17 protein-coding genes are annotated in these 22,186 nt (G+C 65.5%); 10 read left to right on the top strand and 7 right to left on the bottom strand.

What is annotated here, in order from left to right:
• The first annotated feature begins 46 nt into the window (after positions 1–46).
• Positions 47–2,134, top strand: coding sequence for a class I SAM-dependent rRNA methyltransferase (locus FRC96_RS22675; protein WP_146975422.1), 2,088 nt, complete (start codon positions 47–49; stop codon positions 2,132–2,134).
• Positions 2,135–2,446: 312 nt separating this feature from the next.
• Here the strand turns inward: FRC96_RS22675 and FRC96_RS14525 are convergent, their stop codons facing one another.
• Complete coding sequence (locus FRC96_RS14525) at positions 2,447–4,402, bottom strand: CRTAC1 family protein (RefSeq protein ID WP_146975420.1); 1,956 nt, start codon at positions 4,400–4,402, stop codon at positions 2,447–2,449.
• A 331-nt stretch (positions 4,403–4,733) separates the two neighbouring features.
• On the opposite strand from FRC96_RS14525, the gene FRC96_RS14520 reads away from it, so the two are divergent.
• The 5 genes from FRC96_RS14520 to FRC96_RS14500 all read left to right on the top strand — a co-directional run bounded on the left by FRC96_RS14520 (position 4,734) and on the right by FRC96_RS14500 (position 10,255).
• Positions 4,734–6,059, top strand: coding sequence for a carboxypeptidase-like regulatory domain-containing protein (locus FRC96_RS14520; protein WP_146975418.1), 1,326 nt, complete (start codon positions 4,734–4,736; stop codon positions 6,057–6,059).
• Positions 6,060–6,302: 243 nt separating this feature from the next.
• A complete protein-coding gene (locus FRC96_RS14515) occupies positions 6,303–6,818 on the top strand; it encodes a 1,2-dihydroxy-3-keto-5-methylthiopentene dioxygenase (protein WP_230470278.1) in 516 nt (171 codons plus the stop codon).
• Between the two features lie 119 nt (positions 6,819–6,937).
• Positions 6,938–8,296 (top strand): hypothetical protein, encoded by a 1,359-nt coding sequence (locus FRC96_RS14510; protein ID WP_146975417.1) that lies wholly within the window; start codon positions 6,938–6,940, stop codon positions 8,294–8,296.
• 273 nt (positions 8,297–8,569) lie between these two features.
• Positions 8,570–9,748 carry a hypothetical protein gene (locus FRC96_RS14505; protein WP_146975415.1) on the top strand — a complete coding sequence of 393 codons (1,179 nt, stop codon included), beginning with the start codon at positions 8,570–8,572 and terminating at the stop codon, positions 9,746–9,748.
• Between the two features lie 36 nt (positions 9,749–9,784).
• Positions 9,785–10,255, top strand: a complete 471-nt coding sequence (locus FRC96_RS14500) for a hypothetical protein (RefSeq protein ID WP_146975413.1) — start codon at positions 9,785–9,787, stop codon at positions 10,253–10,255.
• 217 nt (positions 10,256–10,472) lie between these two features.
• Here the strand turns inward: FRC96_RS14500 and FRC96_RS14495 are convergent, their stop codons facing one another.
• A complete protein-coding gene (locus tag FRC96_RS14495) occupies positions 10,473–10,919 on the bottom strand; it encodes a GatB/YqeY domain-containing protein (RefSeq protein ID WP_146975412.1) in 447 nt (148 codons plus the stop codon).
• A 60-nt stretch (positions 10,920–10,979) separates the two neighbouring features.
• Positions 10,980–11,624 (bottom strand): hypothetical protein, encoded by a 645-nt coding sequence (locus tag FRC96_RS14490; RefSeq protein ID WP_146975410.1) that lies wholly within the window; start codon positions 11,622–11,624, stop codon positions 10,980–10,982.
• 168 nt (positions 11,625–11,792) lie between these two features.
• Here FRC96_RS14490 and FRC96_RS14485 point away from each other — a divergent pair, with 168 nt between their 5' ends.
• Entirely contained in the window at positions 11,793–13,037 is a 1,245-nt protein-coding gene (locus FRC96_RS14485) for an SUMF1/EgtB/PvdO family nonheme iron enzyme (protein WP_146975408.1), read from the top strand.
• Between the two features lie 4 nt (positions 13,038–13,041).
• On the opposite strand, the gene FRC96_RS14480 is transcribed toward FRC96_RS14485, so the two are convergent.
• Positions 13,042–14,124, bottom strand: coding sequence for a hypothetical protein (locus tag FRC96_RS14480; RefSeq protein WP_146975406.1), 1,083 nt, complete (start codon positions 14,122–14,124; stop codon positions 13,042–13,044).
• A 199-nt stretch (positions 14,125–14,323) separates the two neighbouring features.
• Between FRC96_RS14480 and FRC96_RS14475 the strand changes: the two genes are divergently transcribed.
• Positions 14,324–15,394 (top strand): hypothetical protein, encoded by a 1,071-nt coding sequence (locus FRC96_RS14475; RefSeq protein WP_146975404.1) that lies wholly within the window; start codon positions 14,324–14,326, stop codon positions 15,392–15,394.
• Positions 15,395–15,796: 402 nt separating this feature from the next.
• On the opposite strand, the gene FRC96_RS14470 is transcribed toward FRC96_RS14475, so the two are convergent.
• The 3 genes from FRC96_RS14470 to deoC all read right to left on the bottom strand — a co-directional run bounded on the left by FRC96_RS14470 (position 15,797) and on the right by deoC (position 19,165).
• Entirely contained in the window at positions 15,797–16,708 is a 912-nt protein-coding gene (locus FRC96_RS14470) for an aldehyde dehydrogenase family protein (RefSeq protein WP_146975402.1), read from the bottom strand.
• A complete protein-coding gene (locus FRC96_RS14465; protein WP_146975400.1) occupies positions 16,708–18,183 on the bottom strand; it encodes an aldehyde dehydrogenase family protein in 1,476 nt (491 codons plus the stop codon). Before FRC96_RS14465 ends, FRC96_RS14470 begins: the two co-directional genes overlap by 1 nt.
• An 88-nt stretch (positions 18,184–18,271) precedes the next feature.
• Positions 18,272–19,165, bottom strand: a complete 894-nt coding sequence (gene deoC / locus FRC96_RS14460; RefSeq protein ID WP_146975398.1) for a deoxyribose-phosphate aldolase — start codon at positions 19,163–19,165, stop codon at positions 18,272–18,274.
• A 205-nt stretch (positions 19,166–19,370) separates the two neighbouring features.
• Between deoC and FRC96_RS14455 the strand changes: the two genes are divergently transcribed.
• On the top strand, positions 19,371–20,693 hold the full coding sequence (locus FRC96_RS14455; RefSeq protein WP_146975397.1) for an EAL domain-containing protein: 1,323 nt from the start codon (positions 19,371–19,373) through the stop codon (positions 20,691–20,693).
• Positions 20,694–20,703: 10 nt separating this feature from the next.
• Positions 20,704–22,065 (top strand): dihydroorotase, encoded by a 1,362-nt coding sequence (gene pyrC / locus FRC96_RS14450; protein WP_146975395.1) that lies wholly within the window; start codon positions 20,704–20,706, stop codon positions 22,063–22,065.
• Positions 22,066–22,186 lie beyond the last annotated feature (121 nt).

Raw genomic sequence — 22,186 nt, 5'->3', positions numbered from 1 at the left:
CCGGTGCGGCGGCGATGGCGAGGGTGCGGGAAGTGAACCGACGCCGATGGGTGAGAAGATGGGAAAGAGCCTGACGTTTTTAGTGCCGAAGGAGGGGGACGAGCAGCGCACGCCGGTAGGGCAGTGGGTGCAGCGGGCCTGGCCGCAGGGGACTGGCGAGCAGGTGGAGGCACTCTTTGCGTCGGGGGAGGTGCAGGTCAACGGGGCGACCTGCTTTAAGGCTGAGCAGGTTGTGGGTTTTGGCGCCAGGGTTGAGGTTGAGGTTGGGGAGGGCGAGGAGGTCTACGGGCTTCCGGAGGCTGAGGCGCTGTTGTGGGGTGATGGGTGGGTGGTGGTGGAGAAGCCGGTGGGGATGGCCGGGGCGATTGACCCGGAGGATCCGATGGATCCGGTGCTTTTTCTGGCGGATATGCTCGGCGTGGATCGCGAGGGGTTTACGCCGGTGTGGGAGGCGCCCAGCAACGCGGGTGGGCCGTGGTTGCTGGCCACGAGCGCGTCGCGGGCCGAGGAGCTGGAGGCGAAGTTGTGGCGGGGGGAAGTGCAGCAGACCTGGGTGGCGATTGTGCCCCGGCCGCTGCATGCCACCGGGGTGTGGGAGGCCTCGGGGGCGAAGGTCAGCTATGCGGTCACGATGACGTGGGAGGGGCTGGCGGAGATGCAGCTGAGCGTTGCGTTTGAAAGGGCGCCGGAGCGGGGCATCTACCAGGGGGTGCTCGAAGCGCTCGCCCGTGGGGGATCGCCGGCGCTGGGGGATGTGGAGCGGGGCGGTTATGCGGTGGAGGGCGGGGTGAGGTTAAGGCTGGGCGCGCTTTTTGGGGGGGAGGATTTTGCGAACAGCTGGCCGAGTTTGCGCTCCTGGCGTCCGTCGATTCCGGTGTGTCCAACGCCGCAGGCGTTTAAGAAGGGAGTGAAAGCGGCTGCGAAGGTCGGAACGCTGGAGGTGTCGGGCAAGAGCCTGGAGTTTCTGGAGGCGGGCAAACATCCCTGGGTGTTGCGCGACCGCCATACGGGCTCGATCGAGGGGATGGAGCCCGGGGTGCCGGTGCGTCTTGTGGGGCCGAAAGGGCCCTCCAAGGTGTACGCGGTGGTGGATGGCACCGGTGAGATCGTGGCCCGCTACTGGAGCGATGAGGTCGAGGCCGCCGAGAAGATCGACGAAGAGGTGGGGCTTCGAGTTGACGAGGCGGTGGCCAGGCGAGGGGCGTTGTACCGGGATCTGGGGCGCACTGATGTGTTTCGGGTGGTGCACGGGGAGGCCGACGGGGTGCCGGGGGTGTTGGTCGACCAGATGGGCAGTGTGATGCGGGTGACGATCACCGGGCGCTGTGGGCGGGGGCTTGCGCCGGCGGTGTATGAGGCGCTGGCGGCGCATGACCGCGACGCGATGATCCTGTCGGTGGAGCATATGCGCGATGTGCGTGAGGCCGAGGGGAAGTTGCCCCAGGCCGAGGTGGTGCGGCGCAGCGGGGGATATTTAAAGCCGGGGGGAAGTCTCGTGGTCAAGGAGTCGGGGCTCAAGTACCGGGTGGAGCCCTGGGAGGGGATCGATGTGGGCTTTTTTGCCGACCAGCGTGACAACCGCCTTGAGGCGCAGCGGCGCGCCGGTGAGGGGCAGCGCTGGCTGAACCTCTTCTGTCATACCGGCGCGTTCAGCGTGGCGCTGGCGAAGGTGGGGGCGGCGACGGTGAATGTCGACTTATCGAAGCGTTATCTGCGCTGGCTCGATGAGAATCTGGAGCTCAACGGGCTGGATGTGGAGGGGCATCAGAATGAGGCGATGGACGCGCGCGACTACTTGAGGCAGGCGGTGGAGGCCGGTGAGCTTTTTGACGGGATCATTGTTGATCCGCCGACGGCGGCCGCGGGCAGCGGGGCGTTCTGGTCAGTGCGTCGTGACTATCAGGCGGTGCTGGCGGAGTGTTTTGAGGTGCTCAAGTCGGGCGGTTCGATGCTGGTGTGTCGAAACGATCGCAAGCGCAACGTCGAGCTCAAGGAGCTTGTGCGGGCGGCAGCGAGGGATGCCGGGCGTCGAGTGACCGACTGGCAGGAGGCGGGTCCGGGTAAGGATTATCCGCGGATGAAGGGCTTTGTGGAGGGGGATTCGTTTGAGGGGGGGTGGGTGCGGTGTGACTGAAGTTAGAGCTTGCGCGGGTGGGAAGCTCAGGTGCCAGGCACTCGAACATGTTCGAGGAGATCGGGTGCCAGGCGTTCGAACATCTTCGAGACGATCGGGTGCCAGGCGTTCGAACATGTTCGAGAAGATCGGGTGCCAGGCGTTCGAACATGGGCATTCGATCATGCTGACTGTGCGCGGGTGCCAGGCGTTCGAACATGTTCGACGAGATTGGGTGCCAGGCATTCGATCATGCTGACTGTGCGCGGGTGCCAGGCACTCGATCGCGCTCAACGTGATTAAAACGATCGGGTGCCAGGCACCCGATCATGTTCAGGGCGCGACCCTGGGAGGGGCTCCGGGGCTCAGCACGAAACGATAGCCCGCCGGAAGGGTGTAGGTCTCGGTGGTGAGCTCGGCGTCGGGCCAGCGCACGGTGACCTCGGCCTGGCAGTGCTCGCCCAGGCCGAAGTGCTGGGTGAGATCGTTTTGCATGCCGTAGTGGCCGTGGCCGCCCTGGACCTCCGTAAGCTGGGTGAGCTCGGGGGTGTCGACGGTGATGTGGGCGCCGATGGCGCTCTGGTTGATGCCGGGTGTGCCTTCGAGTTGAATCTGCAGCCAGTTGTTGGGGGGCAGTGTGTTTTCAAAGATGCGCACGTGGGCGGAGTCGCGGCAGTGGTCGCCGGAGGAGCAGCGGTTTCGGGAGTGGCCGACGACCAGGTCGAGGGCGCCGTCGCGGTTGAAGTCGGCGGTGGCCACGCCGTGGGCGCTGGTCAGGTCGATGCCGTCTTCGGGGGATACGCGCGCAAAGGTGGCGTCGGGTTGCTGGTGGTAGAGGTGCGCGCGGGTACCGGGGTAGTCGGTGGAGGCGATGAGGATGTCGAGGCGGCCGTCGTTGTCGAAGTCGAGTGTGGCGGCGGTGATGTCGCCGTCGTCGAAGGTGGTCTCGCGCGGCCGGTCGAGGCCGGTGGCCTCGGGGCCGGGACGCTCAAAGGCGAGCGTGTCGCCGGCGCTGTTGTAGAGGATCTCGGAGGGGTCGGACGACGATCCGACGTCCCAGTGCACGATCTCGGTCGTAAGGAGATCGAGGTGGCCGTCGTTGTTGAGGTCGGCGCAGAGGGTGGTGCCGCTGTTGCCGCCCAGGCGGAAGGGGTTGCGGTCCTGGGCGTGGTTCCAGCGCAGGATGTCGGCCTCCGATTCGCAAACCACGCGGGGTTCGGGGACCTCGGCGCAGTCTTCGGCGCTGCGGTTGAGCTTGCAGAAGCAGCGGGCAGACTCGTTGTCGCTCCAGTCGGTGCGATCGTCGAAGGCGTAGCCCGAGGCGATGGCGTGGTTGGTAAAGGCGACGTCGCCGCCGGTGGATGCGCCCAGCCAGAGGTGGTTGGGGGCGCGGCCGTAGGAAGCCGCGAGGAGCTCGGGGGTGCCGTCGTTGTTGAGGTCGCAGGCTGCGCCGGACCAGGCGTTGGAGTGGGCGCGGGCCTCATTGAGGGGGGCGATGGCGTTCCAGGGCTCGGTGCTGAGGCCGGCCTCGGCGGTGATCTCGGCGAAGGTGCCCTGGCCGTCGCCCTTGAGAAGTTGATCTTGTTGGGGGCCGTTTGCGCCGGCGGCGCCGTTGGCGATCCACAGGTCGAGGTTACCGTCGCGATCCACATCGGTCAGGGAGAGCCCGCCGCGCACCGCCAACTCGCCGGACTTCTGCAGGGCAAGTGAGACCGGACCGACGGTAAAGCCGCCCTGGCCGTCGCCGAGCATCACCTCGGCGCCCTGGTCGGAGGGCGGGGAGGCGGTGTTGGTGAAGGCGGTGACCACGTCGAGGAAGCCGTCGTTGTTGACGTCGCCAAACGCGACAGTTTCGACCGGCCGCGGCGGGTCGGAGGGGGAGCGGCTTGTGAGCAGCCCGGAGACTTCGGTGGTGTCCTCAAAGGTGCCGTCGCCCTGGTTGATCAAAAGCCAGGTGTGGCGGGTGCCCTCTTCGGAGAAGTCGTCGGAGGCGCCGCCGGGGCGGCGCGCCAGGATGTCGGGCAGGCCATCGTGGTTGACGTCGGCCACCGAGATGCGGGTTCCCACCACGCCCATCGCTTCTGTGCCGGCCTGTGCGGAGACGTCTTCGAAGATCGGGGTGCCCGGCGACCAGGCGGCGGCCGAAGGTTGGCAGACCGGCGAGATGTTGAGCTGGCAGGCGATGTCGTCGTCGCCGCAGGCTTCGGGACCGGAGGAGCAGGAGAGGGCGGGGAGCGCGGCGCTGACAAAGAGCGCGATGCTGGCGAGTCGCAGGGCGGGGGTGTGCATAAGGGGCTCAGCCGGTCGGAGAGGTGGGCGGGGTGCGGTGCTCAGAGCAGGTCACATAAGCGATGCCACCTATGGTGGGGGCGACTCGCCGCGCTTTCAAGCACGACTTATCGATCGGTCAGGATCGGGGTGGGTATAAGTGGTGGGTTTCGCGGGGGAATTGCAGCGAAACTAAGGATTTGCTAAACTACGCCGCTTGAGATCGCTCAGGAAAAAACATGAAGGATCGCCACCCGGCGATGCTGCGCCGAAGTGTCCGGTGCGTGAAGTACGAAAAAACGAGATGCACGCAGTCCCGGGACGGCAGAATGCTATTTGATACGAGGAAGCTATGAAGGTGGTGAAGCGGTGGATGATCGGGCTGATGTGTGTGGGAGTGCTGAGCCTGGGGGCGGGGTGCGCCGAAGATGTGCTCGATGGCGAGCGGGATGCGTGCCCGGCAGGCATGCAGCTCAACCCGGTCAGCGGGCTCTGCATGTCGGCGGGGCCGGGTCAGGATGTTGGCGGCGATGAGCAGGACGCCGGCGATGAGGACAGCGGCTCTCCCAATGAGGAGCCCGATACGGACGCGCCAGAAGATACGGGCAACCCCGATGGTGGGTCGGACGCTGGCGAGCCGGATGGGGGCGATGTGGTGGAGCCGCCGGAGGATTGCGGCCCCGGTCAGCTGATTGCGCGGGCCTGCGCGACCAACGGTCAGGTGTTGGCGGCGGCCAACGCCACGATTCGAGGCGTCAACTGTGAGGGGGAGCCCTTTGAGATGAGCACCCGCACCGGCAGCGACGGCACCTTTGAGTTCGCCGATGTGCCGGCGGGTTTGCATGAGGTGGAGGTGAGCTCCGGCTCGTTCTCGAACACCCGTCAGGTGACGCTCTACAACGGGCAGACCACCGATCTGACAGCCGATGCCGATAAGTTGTGTGTGGACGCCAGTGAGGTGCCCATCGCGGTGCTGCAGGGGCAATACGATAACGTGCGTCAGATCTTGCAGAGCCTGGATCTGGAGTACACGTTGATGGGGCAGGACGCGTCGGTGTTTGGTTCGACCGGGGTGGATCGCGCCAAACTCTTTTTGGAGAACCCGGCACAGCTGGACTACTTCCGGATCCTCTTTATTGAGTGCGGCACGCTCTGGGGAGATTTGCAGGCGCGGGGGGCGAATATGACGCTGATTGCCCAGAACCTGCGGCAGTTTGTGGCTAACGGCAACAGCCTCTACGTCTCGGACTGGGCGCACCCCTTTATTAGCGAGGTGTTTGAGGGGATGATCGAGTTTGAAGGGTCGACCCTGGCCGAGGCCCGGGTGGGGTCGGCGCCGCAGACGGTGGAGGCGGCGGTGGACTCGGTGGAGATGCAGACCCTGCTCAACGATACGACGGCGAGCATTCAGTTCTCGTCGGGTGACGTGGCCTGGGTTGTGGCGCGCTCAGCCGGGCCGAACGCCCAGGTGCATTTCAGGGGGGATGTCTCGCGTTGCTCCCCCAACTGCAGCTCGTCGTCGTCGACGGTGACGGTGCAGGACTCGCCGCTTCTGGTGACCCAGCGCGAGCAGCCCAATTATGGGACGGTGGTGTTTACGTCCTTCCATAATAAAGAGCAGAGCAGCCTGGGTGAAGATATGCAGCGGATCCTGGAGTTTTTGATCTTCCGGCTCTGATCGGCACCTGCGCTGTGAATCGGGATTGAAAAAACGCGTCGTCGGTGTACATCGGCGGCGCGTTTATTTTTGGGGGGACGGGGGAAGAGTGGGGGGAGGTTGAAAGTTTGAGGGCATGGCTTGCGGCGAGTGTGCTGCTGCAGGTAAAACCCAGCTGAGAGATAGGGATTAACCGGTGTCTTCACCACGAAGACGCCAGACCTGCAAAAGCGGGTCATCGACGAGATGATCAGGAGGAAGACGATGGCTGAATTGCGAGTGCGCGGGACGGACGAAGTGTTGACGGACGCAGCCGCGATCGACGCGTTTGTGAAGGGGTACGGGCTGGGCTACGAGCGCTGGGATATCTCCAAGCTGCACACCGAAGAGGCCCGCGCGATGGAGGCGCAGAGCGAGCAGGAGCGCATCCTCAAGGTGTTCGCCGACGAGATCGCCGCGCTCAAAGAGCGCGGGGGCTATCAGTCCGCCGATGTGATCGCGCTGACGCCGGAGACGCCGAACCTGGATGCGTTGCTGGCGAAGTTCGACAAGGAGCATGAGCACACCGAAGATGAGGTGCGCTTTGTGGTCGATGGTCGCGGGGTGTTCACGATTCACGGCGAAGACGACAAGGTCTTTGATGTGGAGGTTCACCCGGGCGATCTGCTGGTCGTGCCGCAGGGGACCTGGCACTGGTTCGATCTGTGTGAAGATAAGACGATCACCTGCATCCGGGTCTTTGAATCGAAGGACGGCTGGGTGGCGCATTATCGTGCGTAAAGACGCGGGGGACAGGCACTCGAACTTTGCTGGTTTCCCCGGGGTGGGGTGAGGTTAAGATAAAAGCTCGTCGGCGGGATGCCGGCGAGCTTTTTTGTTGGGTGAGCAGAGGGATGGGCATGGTGGCAGGGAAGGTCGAAAAGGCGGGGTGGCGACTCGGGATGGGGGGCGTGGCGCTGGTTGCGCTGACGCTGTTGGCGAGCGCGGCCGGGGCCCAGACCTTGAGCTCGCGCTCGTTGCGGAGCTGGGATGCGCCCGCCGACGTCGATCCGCGTCTTGCGCAGGTGCGCGACGATGGGGCGGGCACCACACTGCTGGTGATGAGTGAGGGCGAGGAGCTCGCGTCGCGCTGTGTGGTGGTGGTGGCCTATGAGGATGAGGCGTTGAGCTACCGCTACCGCCGGGCCGGGGCGCCCTCGCGTTGTGAGGACGCGGTGGTGCTCCCCGACGGGGCGGGCTTTGTGGTGCGCGGCGATCGTATGGATCTTCCGGCGGGGCTGGCCACCGGGTTTGTGGCGAGGATTAACCACAGCGGGGAGGAGGTCTGGGCGGTGGAAGATCGCCAGATTGCTGAGGATGAGGGCTATGTGGGGACCTGGGAGGCGACGGCGCGCGGGATGGCCTTTGACGCGATGAGCGGGATGGTGACGGTGCTCACGCAGGCCGAGGAGTCGGTCGGGGGAAGTCCGCGGGAGACGGTGCAGCTGCATGGCGTCGATGTGGAAGATGGCGAGGTGATGGTGGTGGGGGCGCGGCCCGAGGGGGGGCAGGGGGAGGTGATCGACGATGTTTCGGCGGATGCGACGGGCGGCTTCTGGGTGACCCTGGGGGAGCTGCAGGGCGTGGGGCGTCGGCTCTGGAGCTATGACGGTGCGGGAGGGTGGCAGGATGTGGCGCCGCCGATCGAGGGCTGGGAGGCGCGGGAGGTGGTGGGGCCTGTGCACGGGCTCGACGATGGCTCGGTGGTGGTGTTCTGGCGGGTGCGGGGGGAGGCTCTCAGCGGGGTGACGCGGGTTCTGGGTCAGGAGGCGATCTTCGATCGTGAGCTGGAGTTTGATGGCGAGTTGGAGGGTCGGTGGGTGCCTTTGAGTGATGTGGCGCGGGGCTGGGTGGGGGCGGGCTACATCGCCGCGCTTCGGCAGGCTTCGGACGGGCAGCGGGTGCTCGATCTTCGCAGCGTGGATGATGGCGAGCGCCTGGCGGTGGGGTACTGGGAGAGGTTGGCCGCCGGCGTGGAGTTGGGGCTTGTGAGCGGGCCGGATGGGGAGCCGGTGGTGCTGACGTACATCTCGGTCGATGAAAGTTTGAGGGAGTTTTGGCTCGAGGTTGAGGAGGAGCAGGTTCGGGTGCCTGGCACCGGGGAGGAGGATGGGCAGGGGGAGGGAGGATGTGGGGTGGCAGGAGGCCGCGGAGCGCCGGGTGCGATGGGGTGGTTGGGGATGAGCGGGGTGATGGTCTGGTGGAGGCGTCGTCGTTGAGGCGTTCGGGTGCCAGGCGTTCGATCGCGAAGGTGGTGATCGAGTGCCAGGCGTTCGATCGCGAAGGTGGTGATCGAGTGCCAGGCGTTCGAACGTGGCGATGAGGATCGTGTGCCAGGCGTTCGGACAAGGCGATGAGGATCGTGTGCTGCCGAACGGGTGCCAGGCGTTCGAACAAGGATGGTGCGTTGCCAAAGGTGGGGGGCGCACTTAAGGTGGAGGCTGTCATTCAAAGCCCTTTGAAAACGTATGGATTAAGGACCGGGACACTCGATGAGCGAGGAGTTTGAACGTCAGCCGCTGGCGCTGGAGAGTTTTGCACCGAATCTACGTACGCATGTGGGGCCGCAGGCGCCGGCGCCGATGAAGATGATGGCGGCGCGCGGGATGGTGCCGGCGCCGCCGGATCAGCTGATCCGGGTGTTTTATCAGCTGCATTTTGACGGGGCGCTGACGCAGGCTGTGAGCGAGGCGCTCGACGGGATGCCCGAGGCGGTGTTGTTGCCGGCGTTGCAGGCCGAGCAGCCGGCCGGGGTGCTCGACTGGGTGGCGGAGCTGCGCGCGAGCGAGACGGTGGCCCAGGCCATCGCGCTCAACAAGGGCACCGACGACCGCACGATTGTGCGCCTGGCGCAGGAGGCCAGCGCGGAGGTCTGCGAGATCATCGCCAACAACCAGGTGCGGGTCTTGCGCACCCCGGCGATCATTGAGGCGCTCTACACCAATACGCGCGCGCGCATGGCGACGGTCGATAAGCTCATCGATCTGGCCCGGCGTAACGATGTCGATCTCTCCGGGCTTCCCGGGCTTGAGGAGGCGTTGCGCAGCGGGGAGCCGCTGACCAGCGAGGGTGGCCTCGATGATGAGGCCTTTGCCGGCGTGTTGCAGCAGGAGCAGACCCGTCGCAAATCTGAGGAGGAGATGCTCTCGAAGCTCGATGATCCGAGCCTGACGCGCTCGGAGCGCGAGCGGATGCAACGCGAGCTGATGGGTGATGAGGAGGATGAGGAAGAAGAGGTTGTGGAGGAGCGCCGTCGTAAGGGGAGCCTCTACAGCCAGATCGCGCAGATGAACCTCTCGCAGAAGATTCGCCTGGCGTCGGTGGGCAGCAAAGAGGCGATCAACATTCTGGTGCGCGACTCCAACAAACTTGTGCACCTGGCGGCGATTCGCTCACCGCGGCTGCGTCCGGCGGACATTCGCCAGCTGGCCTCGAATAAATCGATCCCCGAGGGTGTCATTAAGTATATCGCGATGAACCGCGACTGGACGCGGCATTACGATGTGATGGTCAGTCTGACGATGAACCCGAAGACGCCGCTCAGCGATGTGATGAGCTTTTTGAACCATCTTCGCACCAAAGATCTGCGCGATTTGACGCGCAATCGCAACGTCTCCCACCAGGTCCAGCGCATGGCCAAGACGCTGGTCAACAAGCGTGGTGGACGTTAAGCCCGCCTGGATGCCCCTGACGCGAGAACCAAGCTGATGCATGTAAGTCTACCGCCCTGCGGGTTGTACCGCACCACCGAGGCTTTGCCCGGCAAAGAGCAGTGGGTTCGGGAGAACCTGCTGGTGTATTTTCATAACCACTCGCAGCAGGGTCCGCCCCTGTTGCTGCTGCCGGCGGCCAACGCGCATAACCGGTGGAGTTTTCATGAGAAGGGCTATCTGATTCGCGAGCCGGCCTACGTCTCCACGCTCACCCCGCTCAAGCCGGAGGGGCTCTATGTGCTGGGGGAGCGGATTCATATCTCGCGCGATGAGTTCATCCCGGAGGCCACGCTGGTGCAGCTGGGGTATACCCGTGGGGCCGATCCGATCTTGTTTCTGGCACGTTTTGAGGGGAGCGGGATTCAGTTTCCGTCGAGCGGCTTAAAGTGCACCTCGGAGATCTTCGGGCTCCTGGACGAGGTTGGCTTCCGCACGCCGGACTTCGGCGACGACGGCATGCACTGATTTTTTTGATCAGGGGGGAGTTTGTGGATTTGGGGGAGACGATCGGGTGCGGAGAAGATCGAGTGCCAGGCGTTCGAACATGGCTGAGACGATCGGGTGCCAGGCGTTCGAACATGGCTAAGAAGATCGAGTGCCAGGCGTTCGATTACACGCAAACAACGAAAAACCCCGGTCGCCTGAGGTGACCGGGGTTTTGGGTTGGAGCTGAATCGATGTCTCAGCCGAGTTTGGCCAGGACCAGATCTTTGACTTTGGAGGTGTCGTAGACGCCTTTGAGTTTGGGGATGACCACGCCCATGACCTTGCCCATGTCTTTGCGGGACTCGGCGCCGACCTCGGCGATGGCGTCAGCGACGATGGCGCCGGCTTCTTCATCGGAGAGTTGGGCGGGGAGGTATTCCTGAAGGAATCCGATCTCCTGGATCTCTTTTTCGGCGAGCTCGGGGCGGCCGCCGGACTCGTAGACTTCGGCGGACTGGCGGCGTTTTTTGATCTCGGTGGCCAGCACGTCGGTGATCTCGTCGTCGGTCAGCGGGCGCTTGAGCTCGATCTCCTGATTTTTGATCGTGGACTGGAGCATGCGCAGGGTGCTGAGGCGCTCGGTGTCGCGGGCCTTCATGGCGGTTTTGACGTCGTCTTTGATGCGGGCAAAGAGTTCGGACATGGGGATGTGCCTTGTTGGTTCGGAGATGAGAAGGGGCGCGGTGTGCGCCTCTTTTTGAAGTTAGATACGGGTGAGGGTCTGGGCGATGCCGTCGATGACATCTTTCTGGGCTTCGTACATCGCGGCGTCGCTGAAGACCATCAGGGTGACGTTGTTGGTGCCCACGCGCACGGCGTAGCCGAGGAACTGGATCTCGCGGTCGCCGTCTTCTTCGACGAGCACGGCCGAGCCGGTGCCGCGGGTGCCGGGCATGCCGTTGATGGTGGTCAGGCCGCTGTTGTCGAAGTTGATGTCTTTGAACTCGACTTCGGTTTTCAGGTCGTTGATGGCGGCCTGGATGGTGCTGTCGGATTCGGAGCCAGCGAGCAGGACGGTGGTGGTGCCGTCGGGTGCGGTGGCGGAGACGGCCTCAGCGGTGCGGCGGACGTTCCAGTCACCGGGGACGCGGAAGCGCACCGCGTAGAGGTCGCTCTGCACCCACTGGCCCTGGGCGAGCTCTTCGACGGTTTCTTCGCCTACTTCGGCGTTCTCGTCATCTTCGGCGCTCTCGCCAGTTGCTTCGGTGGCTTCTTCGGCGGCTTCTTCGGTGGCGGGAGCCTGGTCGCTGGCCTCTACGGGAGCCTCCTCGGCGGGCTTGCTCTCACAGGCGAGCGAGGAGGTGCCGAGGATGATGGCGAGGGAGAGGGCGCGCAGTGGAAGTCGCATGGGAGGCTCCTAAAAATAAGGCGGGCGGTTGCCGCGAGCTATCGACAGGTTCTACAAAGGTCATCGGACCGAAGGACGGCCCCGGGAGGGGAACACAAACGCAGAAGGTGCCCGGGAAGTCGGGCGGCATGGTAGACGGTCGCCTTAAGGGGCGCAAGCGATGAGCCGATGAGCGAAGTCAGTCAGGTCAGTTGCCCGGAGTGTGGGGCGGAGCAGTCGTCGGGGGCGCCTTTTTGCGGGCGGTGCGGCTATCGGATGCGGCCGGCCGATACGGTGCGCGAGGGGATGACGCCGGTGCGGCGCGCCTCTGCGGGGGCTGCGGAGGGGACCTCGCGCGGCGTCACCCCGAGCGATACGAGCAGCAGCGGGCTTTGGGCGGCTGAGGAGGGGCGCACGGTGATGGAGGGGATGCGCGCCATCTCGGTCCGGGAGGGGCTCAGGGGGGATGAGGCTTCCCTGGAGGAGGGGGATCAGGCGCGGGCGCGCGCGAGAGATGGCGAGCTGCGGCGTTGGAGCGGGCAGGTCGGCGGGGTGGTGTGGGCCTCGGCGGCGGTGTGCTGTGTGGCGCTGGCGTGGATGAGTTGGGTGTACCTGCAGCGTGCGGCGGTGATGGAGGGGGCGCAGCAGGTCGCTGAGCGCGGGGAGCCGGGGCGTGTGGAGGTTGAGGCGGGGCCTTATCTTCGGGGGCTCAGCGAGCAGGCGCAGTCTTTTATGATGTTGAGCTGCCATCGGCTAGAGCGCGACGAACCGGAGCGTTGTGAGCAGGAGGAGCTTTTGGCCGGGGAGTATCCTCAGCGCACTGTGGAGCTTAAGGCGTATGCGATCGACCGGCTCGAGGTGAGCGTGGGGGCGTACCAGCGCTGTGTGGATGAGGGGGCGTGCGCGGCGATTGATTATGAGGGGTGTGAGGTGTGGACGCCGCGGGGGTTGCAGGTCAGCCTGCGGGTGCCGCGGGTGCTTAAGGAGGAGTGGCGAGCGGTGGTGTGTGTGACCCGGGAGGAGGCGCGGGCGTATTGCGGGTGGGCTGGCGGGGCGCTGCCGACCCACGATCAGTGGGAGCGGGCCGCGCGGGGCGTCGATGGCGGGGTGTACCCGTGGGGGGATCACTGGGAGAGCGAGTCGGCCAACTGGGGAGAGCGTGATGTGGTGGGCGGGCCGGTGGCCGGGGCGCTGGACGGGTATGTGTGGACGGCGCCGGTGGGGAGTTATGAGGGCGGCGCGAGTCCGGCCGGAGTCTGGGACATGGCGGGAAATGTGGCGGAGTGGGTTGAGGGTGAGGACCCGCTTCTGGGAGCGGTGCGCGGGGGGAGCTGGGTGAGCAACCCCTTTGAGCTGCGTTCGACGGCCAGAGTGGAACGAAAGGCCACCGCGCGGCGCACCGATGTGGGGTTTCGGTGCGCCTACGGAGGGTGACTGCTCAGGCGGCGTGGTGGGTTCGGAGCGGATGATGGTCACGCGTCACCGCGGGCCGTTGGGAGTAGGGCGCGCGGGCCAGAAGGGTGAGGCAGGCGGCGGTGAGCGCACGCAGGTCGTCGGCCTGAAGATCGCGTCGGTGGCCGAGGAGATCGGTGGCCTCGACGATGATGCCTCCCTGCTCAAAGGGGTTGAGGCCGGCGTCGAGGAGGGCATCAAGGGCGTCGGGGTCGAGGTTGTGCGGGTCGGCGCGGCGCGCGCGCAGCCAGGGGGAGCGGGCGGCGCTTGAGCCGTGCTGTTGCACAAGCAGGATGGGGCCCGGTGCCAGGTCGAGGATGCGGGCCTGGCGGCCGAAGCCCAGGTTGGCGGGCAGACGCGGGGTGAGGCGGCCGTTGAAGATGGCGCTCTCCAGGCGGTGAAAGGCGTCTTCGAGCGCGGGCCACTCCGCCGCCGGGATGGGCGCGTCTGCCGGCTCGGTTGGAGGGGAGGCGTGCAGGTAGCTCAGGAGAATGCGGGCGCCGAGGTCGCGCATAAAGGGTCGCCAGCTCTCGTGGGGGCCGTCGGCCAGGGCACGCCAGAGCGCGGAGAGCAGATCGTCGGCCAGGGCACGGGGGATGCGAATGGGGGAGGTGGCCATCCTGCCCGGATGCGCCGGTGCGCGCACCTGACGTGTGGCCAGAAGTTGGCCCGGGGCAAGGGGGAGGCCGTCTTCCCAGTCGAGGAGCGGGTAGAGGGAGTCGTCGAGGATATGGCGAGCGATGGGGGTGGTACCATCGAGCCCCTCGATGGTGAAGAGGTCGAGGTGGGCGGTGGTCAGGGCAGCGAGCCAGTGGCGATCTTCGGGGGTGAGGGCCTGGGCGTAGCGCAGGATGAGGGCTGGCAGGGAGCGTTGCTGATGGGGCCCATCCAGGGCGATGTGATCGAGGCGGTGGGGGCAGGCGCAGGGACGATCGGTGTGGCGCGCGGTGAGGATACGCAGACGCTCCAGAGTGGCGTGCCACGGGCGCGATTCGGGGCGTTGGTGGCGATCGGCATCAAAGGAAGCGGACGTGGTCGGGATTTCTGAAGCGCAAATGATGCGTTGCATGGTATGTCCTCCTTGAGGCGTGCGCGTGATGGCGGCTGCCTGCAGGTCAGAGTTCGATGGGGACAGCGAGCGCGGTGCGCCTGCCTTCTGTTGTCGAGCGCCGCGGAGAGAAGTTGCGCGAGAGCGCCGATTTTTTTTAAAGAGAGACGCCTTTGAGGTGCGTGACGTGGACGTTGCGCCGAAGCGCCATGAGGGTGAAGTGACGCGACGAGACGACGAGAACAAGAGCCCGACTGGCGAGGATGATGTGAAGTACGAGGCGAATGCGCAGACGTTGATGGACGCGGTCGATGCGATCCTGGGAGCCGGCGCGCTGGATGAGGGGGCGGTCGGGGCGCTGCTGGAGGTTCTGGGGGAGCCGGGGAGTGCGGAGGGGCTCGATGTTCGGGTGATGCTCTGCGTGGTGGAGCATCCGGTGGTGGCCGGCGCGTTGCGTGCCGGTGAGGTTCCGGCGGCGCTGGAGGCGCGGCTGACCGAGGCGCTCGCTGAGCTCGCGCCGCTCTTCGGGCGGTGGATGGCCGCGCCGCTGGCGGAGCGGGCCGAGCGGCTGCGCCAGCGCTACGACGCGGAGCTGCATAAGTATGAGCTTGTGAAAAAGCGTCTGGAGCGGGAGTCGGTGGAGGGGGGGGCGCAGGTCTTGGCGCGTTATCTGGACACGGCGCCGGCGGCGATGTTCGCGCGTAAGATGGAGGTCGGGTTTGGGGAGGCGTACGGGCGGGCGGAGGTGATCCGCAGCGAGGAGGATCGGGCGCTCTTATGCAACGAGGAGCTTCTGGAGCTGCTGGCGTTTGAGGACAGCTTCGGTGAGGCGCAGGCCGAGCGTCTTAACGAGCTGCTTGCTGAGCTGGTTGTACGCCTCGACGGTGCGGTGGAGCGTGTGGTGCGGCGCACGCTGGAGGGAGGCGCGAGTGAGGCCAAACTTGTGGCCGGGGCGCTGGCGGTGCGCCAGGGGTTGAGTGAGCGGGCCAGCGCGTTGCTGGCGATGGTCATTCATGGCGACCCCTACGCCCACCAGGCCGCGGTCTTTGCCGCGCGGCTGGCTCCCCTGTTGACCCTGCATGTGCTGGGTCAGTTTCTGGTGGACGTGCTCAAGTCGACCGGCGTGGACGAAGATCAGGAGCGACATACCGAGGGTGCGATTGTGGCATCGCGGCTGGTGTTGCCCTGGATCGGCAGTCCGATTCCGGAGGCGGGGTATGCGGGTAAGCCCTCGGCGCATCGCATCGCGGAGGCGGTGAGGAGGGCGTGGGGGTTTTTCGATCAGGGGTAGGGTGATCGGGTGCCAGGCATTCGATCGTTTACGGAGTCGTGATCGGGTGCCAGGCATTCGATCATTGCGACGGGATGGGAAGTGAGCAAAAAACGCGACCGCCGGAGGGCGGTCGCGTTTTTTGGTCGCGCAATGTTGGGGTGTCTTGTTCGGGTGCCAGGCACCCGATCACTCACATCGTCATGTAAGGGTGCCAGGCACCCGAACATTTACATCGTCGTGTAAGGGTGCCAGGCACCCGAACGATTTACATCGTCATGTAAGGGTGCCAGGCACCCGAACATTTACATCGTCGTGTAAGGGTGCCAGGCACCCGAACATTTACATCGTCATGTAAGGGTGCCAGGCACCCGAACGACGGCACGATGATCGAAGCCCTGGCACCCGGCCGAGACCGCGCGATCAGTATTTGGCGCCCATGGCCGCGCCGCTCTCGATGGGGTGCCAGGCGGTCTTGAACTCGACGAAGGGCAGAATGTTGTAGGGGCTCTGCGCGCTGGCCTGGGCCCAGTCGTGTTTGGCCGGGCTCTCGAAGTTGTGCACGCGCTTGACGCTCTCGGCGGCCTCCAGGGCGATGAGGCGGCGCTCCTCGTCGGTGGCGTCGAAGGTGGCGATGGCGTCGATGTCCATGTGTTTGGCGGCGTGGGGCACGAGCTCCTCGCGCAGGCCGGTGAGGATGTTGACGACGCCGCCGGGAAGATCGCTGCAGTGGAAGACTTCCGCCAGGTCGATGGCGATGGAGGGGTGCTCGTTTTCGACGACGAGCACCAGCGCGTTGCCCGAGACGATCACCGGCGCGATGGCGGTGATGAGACCGAGCAGGGGGGCGCTGCGGGGGGCAAAAGCCGTGACCACGCCGGTGGGCTCGGGGCTGGTGATGTTGAAGTGGGGGGAGGCCACCGGGTTGGTGGTGCCCATGATCTGCACGAACTTATCGGCCCAGCCGGCGTACCAGACCAGGCGATCAATGGCGGCGTCGACCTCCGCCTGGGCGTCGGCGCTCTTGATGCCGGCGCGCTCGGCGAGGGCGCTCTCGAAGGACTCGCGGCGCGATTCGAGGACCTCGGCCATGCGGTAGAGGATCTGGGCGCGGTTAAAGGGGGTGCGTCCGGCCCAGCCGGGCTGGGCCTTGCGGGCGGCGACCACGGAGTTGCGAAGATCTTTGCGCGAGGCGCGGCAGAAGTTGGCCACGAGCTGCCCCTTGGGGTTGTGTTCCTGGAGAAAACGTCCGCTCTCGGTGCGGGGGAAGGCCCCGCCGATGTAGAGCTTGAAGGTCTTGAGGACGCGCAGACGGGTGGGGGTTGATTTGGCCATTAGCGCACCTCCAGGTAGGGGAGAAGCCCGTGGAGACCACCTTCGCGGCCGAAGCCGCTCTCTTTGTAGCCGCCGAAGGGGCTGGTCGGGTCGAAGCGGTTGTAGGTGTTGCCCCAGACGATGCCGCATTTAAGGGCGTTGGCCACGCGGAAGAGTCGGGAGCCCTTGTCGGTCCAGACCCCGCAGGCCAGGCCGTAGGGGGTGTTGTTGGCTTTCTCGATGGCCTCTTCCGGGGTGCGGAAGGTGAGCACGCTTAAGACCGGGCCGAAGATCTCCTCGCGGGCGATGCGGTGCGAGGGGGTGACTTCGGTGAAGACGGTGGGCTTGAAGAAGAAGCCTTTTTCGGGGAGCGGGCTGGAGGGCTGGAAGATCTGAGCGCCCTCATCTTTACCTGCGGCGACGAGCTCCTGGATGCGCAGGAGCTGCTCGCGGGAGTTGATGGCGCCGACGTCGGTGTTCTTGTCCAGCGGGTCGCCGACAATCAGCGTGGAGACGCGGTGGCGGAGCTTGTGCATGAGCTCGTCGGCGATGTTCTCCTGGACGAGCAGGCGGCTACCGGCGCAGCAGACGTGGCCCTGGTTGAAGAAGATGCCGTTGATGATGCCTTCGACGGCCTGATCGAGGGAGGCGTCATCGAAGATGATGTTGGCGCCTTTGCCGCCGAGCTCCAGGGTGAGCTTTTTGCGGGAGCCGGCCAGGGCGCGCTGGATGATCTTTCCGACATCGGTGGAGCCGGTAAAGGCGATCTTGTCGATATCGGGGTGGTTGACGATGGCCGCGCCGGTCTGGCCGGCGCCGTTGACGATGTTGACGACCCCCGGGGGAAGATCGGCCTCCTGGATGATCTCGGCGAGCATCATCGCGGTCAGCGGGGTGGTCTCGGCGGGCTTGATGACGATGGTGTTGCCGGCGGCCAGGGCCGGGGCGATCTTCCAGGCGGCCATCAGAAGCGGGAAGTTCCAGGGGATGATCTGCCCGGCCACACCGATGGGGGAGGGGGAGGCGCCGGGGAGCGCGTACTCGAGCTTGTCGGCCCAGCCCGCGTAGTAGAAGAAGTGGGCGGCGGCCAGGGGGATGTCGACGTCGCGGGATTCCTTGATGGGCTTTCCGCCGTCGAGGGATTCAGCCACGGCCAGGGCGCGGGCTTTCTCCTGGATCATGCGGGCGATGCGGTAGAGGTACTTGGCGCGCTCTGAGCCGGGCATCTTGCCCCAGACCTTGTCGTAGGCTTTGCGGGCGGCTTTGACCGCGAGGTCGACCGTGGCCTCATCGGCGGAGGCGACTTCAAAAAGCTGCTCTTCGGTGGCGGGGTTGATCGAGGGGAAGTGGTCTTCCCCTTCGACGAATTTGCCGTCGATGAAGTGGCCGTAGCGCTCGTGGATGGTGAGATGATCGCGCGACTCGGGCGCCGGGGCGTAGTCCCAGAGGTCGCCGAAGAGGAGGTCGCGCACTGAAGTGTTGGCCGTCTTACCCATAAGGTGGTTCTCCGTGGCGTGTCGGGCAGAGAAGTCTTTCGAGCGGCGCCGGGAGTCTGTCCGCGGCGGCGCGTACATGGCGGGGGGCTTAGCTCAGGCTGAGGTAGCGGTCGGAGTGGTAGCGTCCGGTGCTTTGTTTCTCGAGCTGCATGAGCACGTCATTGAGCAGCGAGGAGGCACCGAAGCGGAACCAGTCCGGGGAGAGCCAGGCGTCGCCCAGGGTCTCTTTGACCATCGCCAGATAATGCATGGCGAGCTTGGAGTCGCGGATGCCGCCGGCGGGTTTCATGCCGACCATCTTGCCGGTGTTGATGAAGTGGTCGCGGATGGCCTCCAGCATCACCAGCGTCACCGGCATGGTGGCGCCGGGGGAGACCTTGCCGGTGGAGGTTTTGATAAAATGAGCGCCGGCGTCGATGGCGATCTGGCTGGCCAGGCGCACATTGTCGTAGGTCTGAAGCTCCCCGGTCTCGAGGATGACTTTGAGGTGCGCCGGGCCGCAGGCCTCGCGGGTGGCGCGGATCTCCTCGTCGATCTTGGCGTAGTGGCCGGCCAAAAAGTCGCCGCGGCTGATGACCATGTCGATCTCGTCGGCGCCGGCCTCGACGGCGCGGCGGACCTCGTCGGTGCGCTCTTTGAGCGAAGCCTGGCCGCTGGGGAAGTAGGTGGCCACCGAGGCGACTTTGATCGAGGTGCCTTTGAGTGCGGCTTTGGCCACGGGAACCAGCGTGGGGTAGACGCAGATGGCGGCGACCTGCGGGCAGCCTGAGCCCGGGGAGATGGCCTTCTGGCAGAGCATCTGAACTTTGCCCGGGGTGTCCATGCCCTCCAGGGTGGTCAGGTCGATCATGGAGGCGACGAGCTTGAGGCCTTTGATCTTGGCGTCTTTCTTGATGCTGCGCGTGCGGAATTTGGCGGCGCGCTCCTCAACGGCGACGGCGTCGACCGAGGGGACGCGGGGGACCACAAAGGCGTGGGTCATGGGACACCCTGAGTCTAAGGGGGAGTGGGAAGTCAACGAGACGAATACCGGTGGGGAAGTTAGCGGAGCGGCGGCGCGGTGACAAGGTGGTGGTGGGCGGAGGCGAAGGTCGGAATTGACAGCGGGGGGCGCTCTTTCTAGCGTCGGAGAGGATTACAACTTTATTGAAAGATTATGGCGGGACGACGCGACGGGAGCTGAACGAATGTGGGAAGACGATCCCTTCGGGGGCATGGAGCAGCAGGCGTTGGAAGAGCTCTCGGAGGCGGTGCGCGATGAGGAGGCCTCGCAGTTTCGAGGTCGCCTGCCGACGCTGGGAGAGGTGCTCGATGAGGTGGGGGGGGCGGTGGCCGCGCGGCGTTGCTCGGGGTTGTGGGTGGTGGACACGAGCCAGCTTGAGGGGTGGGAGCGCCAGCACGGGGGCGGGGCCTTTGATGCCCTGATGGGGCGGTTGGCGCAGGGTGTGGAGGGCGTGAAGGGCGCGCCGGATGTGGCGTGTGTGGAGGCTTCGGGAGGCGATACGCTGGTGGTGTTTGTGATGGGCGATGCCCTGATCGAAGAGGGGGCGCTCGACGCGATCAACGAGCGACTTCTGGGAGCGTTTGATCGGGCACAGATGGTGGTGCAGCAGGCTTTGGAGCGCATTGCGCTGGGGAGCGCGATGGTGCTGGCCAACGCGTCGGTCGATCCTCGTCGGCAGATCTATCGGGCGATTCGGCGGGCGCGGGCGGAGGCGCAGGTGGGCTATCACGATCAGCAACGTCGCCGCAGCCGGGTGGTGGGGCATCTGATCGCGCAGCGAAAGATTCGCACGCTGTTTCAGCCGGTGGTGCGCCTTGCGGACCGGCGCGTGGAGGGCTTTGAGGCCTTGAGTCGGGCCGAGGGAGGGGCGGCGCAACGGTTGGGGGTGCATCTTTTTGTGGCGGCGTCGCGGGCGGAGCTCGATGGGGAGTTGGACCAGGCGTGTCGGGCGCTCTCGTTGGAGCGCAGGCCGGAGATCGGGGAAGAGGGGAAGTTGTTTATCAACTGCCTTCCGCCCACGTTTTATGCGTCGAACCCGGAGTTGCAGGCGCTGCTTGAGAGCTGGCGGCTGGCGAGGATGCGGCCGGATCAGCTTGTCTTTGAGGTGACCGAACAGATCACCTACGAGCAGTTTGTGAGGATCATGCCCACGGTGCGTAAGTTGAGAGAGGAGGGGTACCGCTTTGCGCTCGATGATGTGGGAACGGGGGCAGCGAATCTGCGCCTGCTTGCCGAGCTGGAGCCGGATTACATCAAGATGGATCTTGAGCTGACCCGCGGGATCGCGCGCAGCGAGCGCAAGCGAGCGCTGGCGCAGTACCTGCAAGATCTGGCCAAACGCAGCGGCGCGGAGCTTATCGCCGAGGGCATTGAGACCTTCGACGATCTGGAGGTGTTGCAGCAGATGGGGGTGGCGCTCGGGCAGGGGTATCTGCTGGGTGAGCCTCGGGAGGCCGAGGCGTGGGAGGGGACGGTGGCACAGATCATGGACACACTTGAGAGCTAAAGGGGGAGTGATGACGCGATGGGTGATTCGAGATGCGGTGATCTTTGAGGAAGATGGCCGGCGAGTGGAGGGGGATGTGCTGGTGGATGGCGAGCGCATCGCGAAAGTGGGCGATGTGGGCAATGCGGGCGACGCGCAGGAGGTTCGCGCGGAGGGGAGGTGGTTGTGGCCTGGCGTGATCGATGCGCATGTGCATTTTCGCGAGCCGGGTCCAACGCATAAGGAAGATTGGGATTCGGGGAGCGCAGCCGCCGTCAGCGGAGGCGTCACCTCGGTGATCGATATGCCCAACACTTCGCCGGCAACCACGACCCTGGAGAGGTTGAGCGAGAAGCGGGAGGTGGCGCGGGCGAAGGCGCGCTGCAATGTGGGGCTCTACTTCGGGGCCAATCCGCATAACCTCGAGGCGATCCTTACCTCGCAGGGTGAGGCGGCTGTGGCGGGGCTGAAGATCTTTATGGCGGACTCAACAGGCGACCTGCTGGTGGATCGTTATGAGGATTTGGAGCGCATCTTTGAGGCGTATTCGGGGCGGATCTGCGTGCATGCCGAAGATCCGCAGCGGATGCGCGAGCGGGAGGCGATGTTTGAGGGACGCGAAGATCCGGGCGTGCACTCGGAGATTCGCGACGCGGAGACGGCCGCGCGGGCGGTGGCGGTGGCCGGGGAACTGGCCGCGCGATTCGGGCGTCGGGTGCATGTGCTGCACCTCTCAACGCGGGCGGAGCTTCTGGCGTTGAAAGAGGCGCAGGCCCGGCTGGAGGAGGTAGGCGGTGGCGGGCGAATCACCTGTGAGGTGTGTCCGCATCATCTCTTTCTGGATGCGCGCGACTATGAGTTCTGGGGGACGCGGGTGCAGATGAACCCGCCGCTGCGTACCGAGGCGGAGCGCGACGCGATGTGGGAGGCGCTGGGGCGCGGGGAGGTCGCGATGATCGCTACCGATCATGCGCCGCATACCCCGGAGGAGAAAGCGCACCCCTACGGACAGGCGCCCAGCGGGGTGCCCGGCGTCGAGCTGAGCCTGCCCTTGATGCTGGACGCGGCGTTTCGCGGGGTGTGCAGCTACGAGGAGGTTCTTGGCTGGATGTGCGAGGGGCCGGCGCGGGTGCATCAGGTGGTGGATCGGGGCCGGATTGCGGAGGGGGCGTTTGCCGATCTGGTGCTGATCGATCCGCATATGATGCGGCGGGTTGAGGATAAGGATCAGCGATCGCGCTGCGGTTGGACGCCTTACGCGGGGCGAGATCTGACGGGGTGGCCGGTGCGCACCTGGGTGAACGGGAACGAGGTGTTCCGGCGCCTGGACGAAGGTGCGGGCGAGGTGGTGGGGACCGGCGGAGAGGGGATGTGGATGATGTTTGAGGGGTGAGGGTGCCAGGCGTTCGATCGGGTGCGAAACGATCGGGTGCCAGGCGTTCGATCGGGTGCGAAACGATCGGGTGCCAGGCGTTCGATCGGGTGCGAAACGATCGGGTGCCAGGCGTTCGATC

Source organism: Lujinxingia vulgaris (genome assembly GCF_007997005.1).
In the GTDB taxonomy this organism is placed as follows: Bacteria; Myxococcota_A; Bradymonadia; order Bradymonadales; family Bradymonadaceae; genus Lujinxingia.
This window is presented reverse-complemented; position numbering and strand designations above follow the sequence as displayed.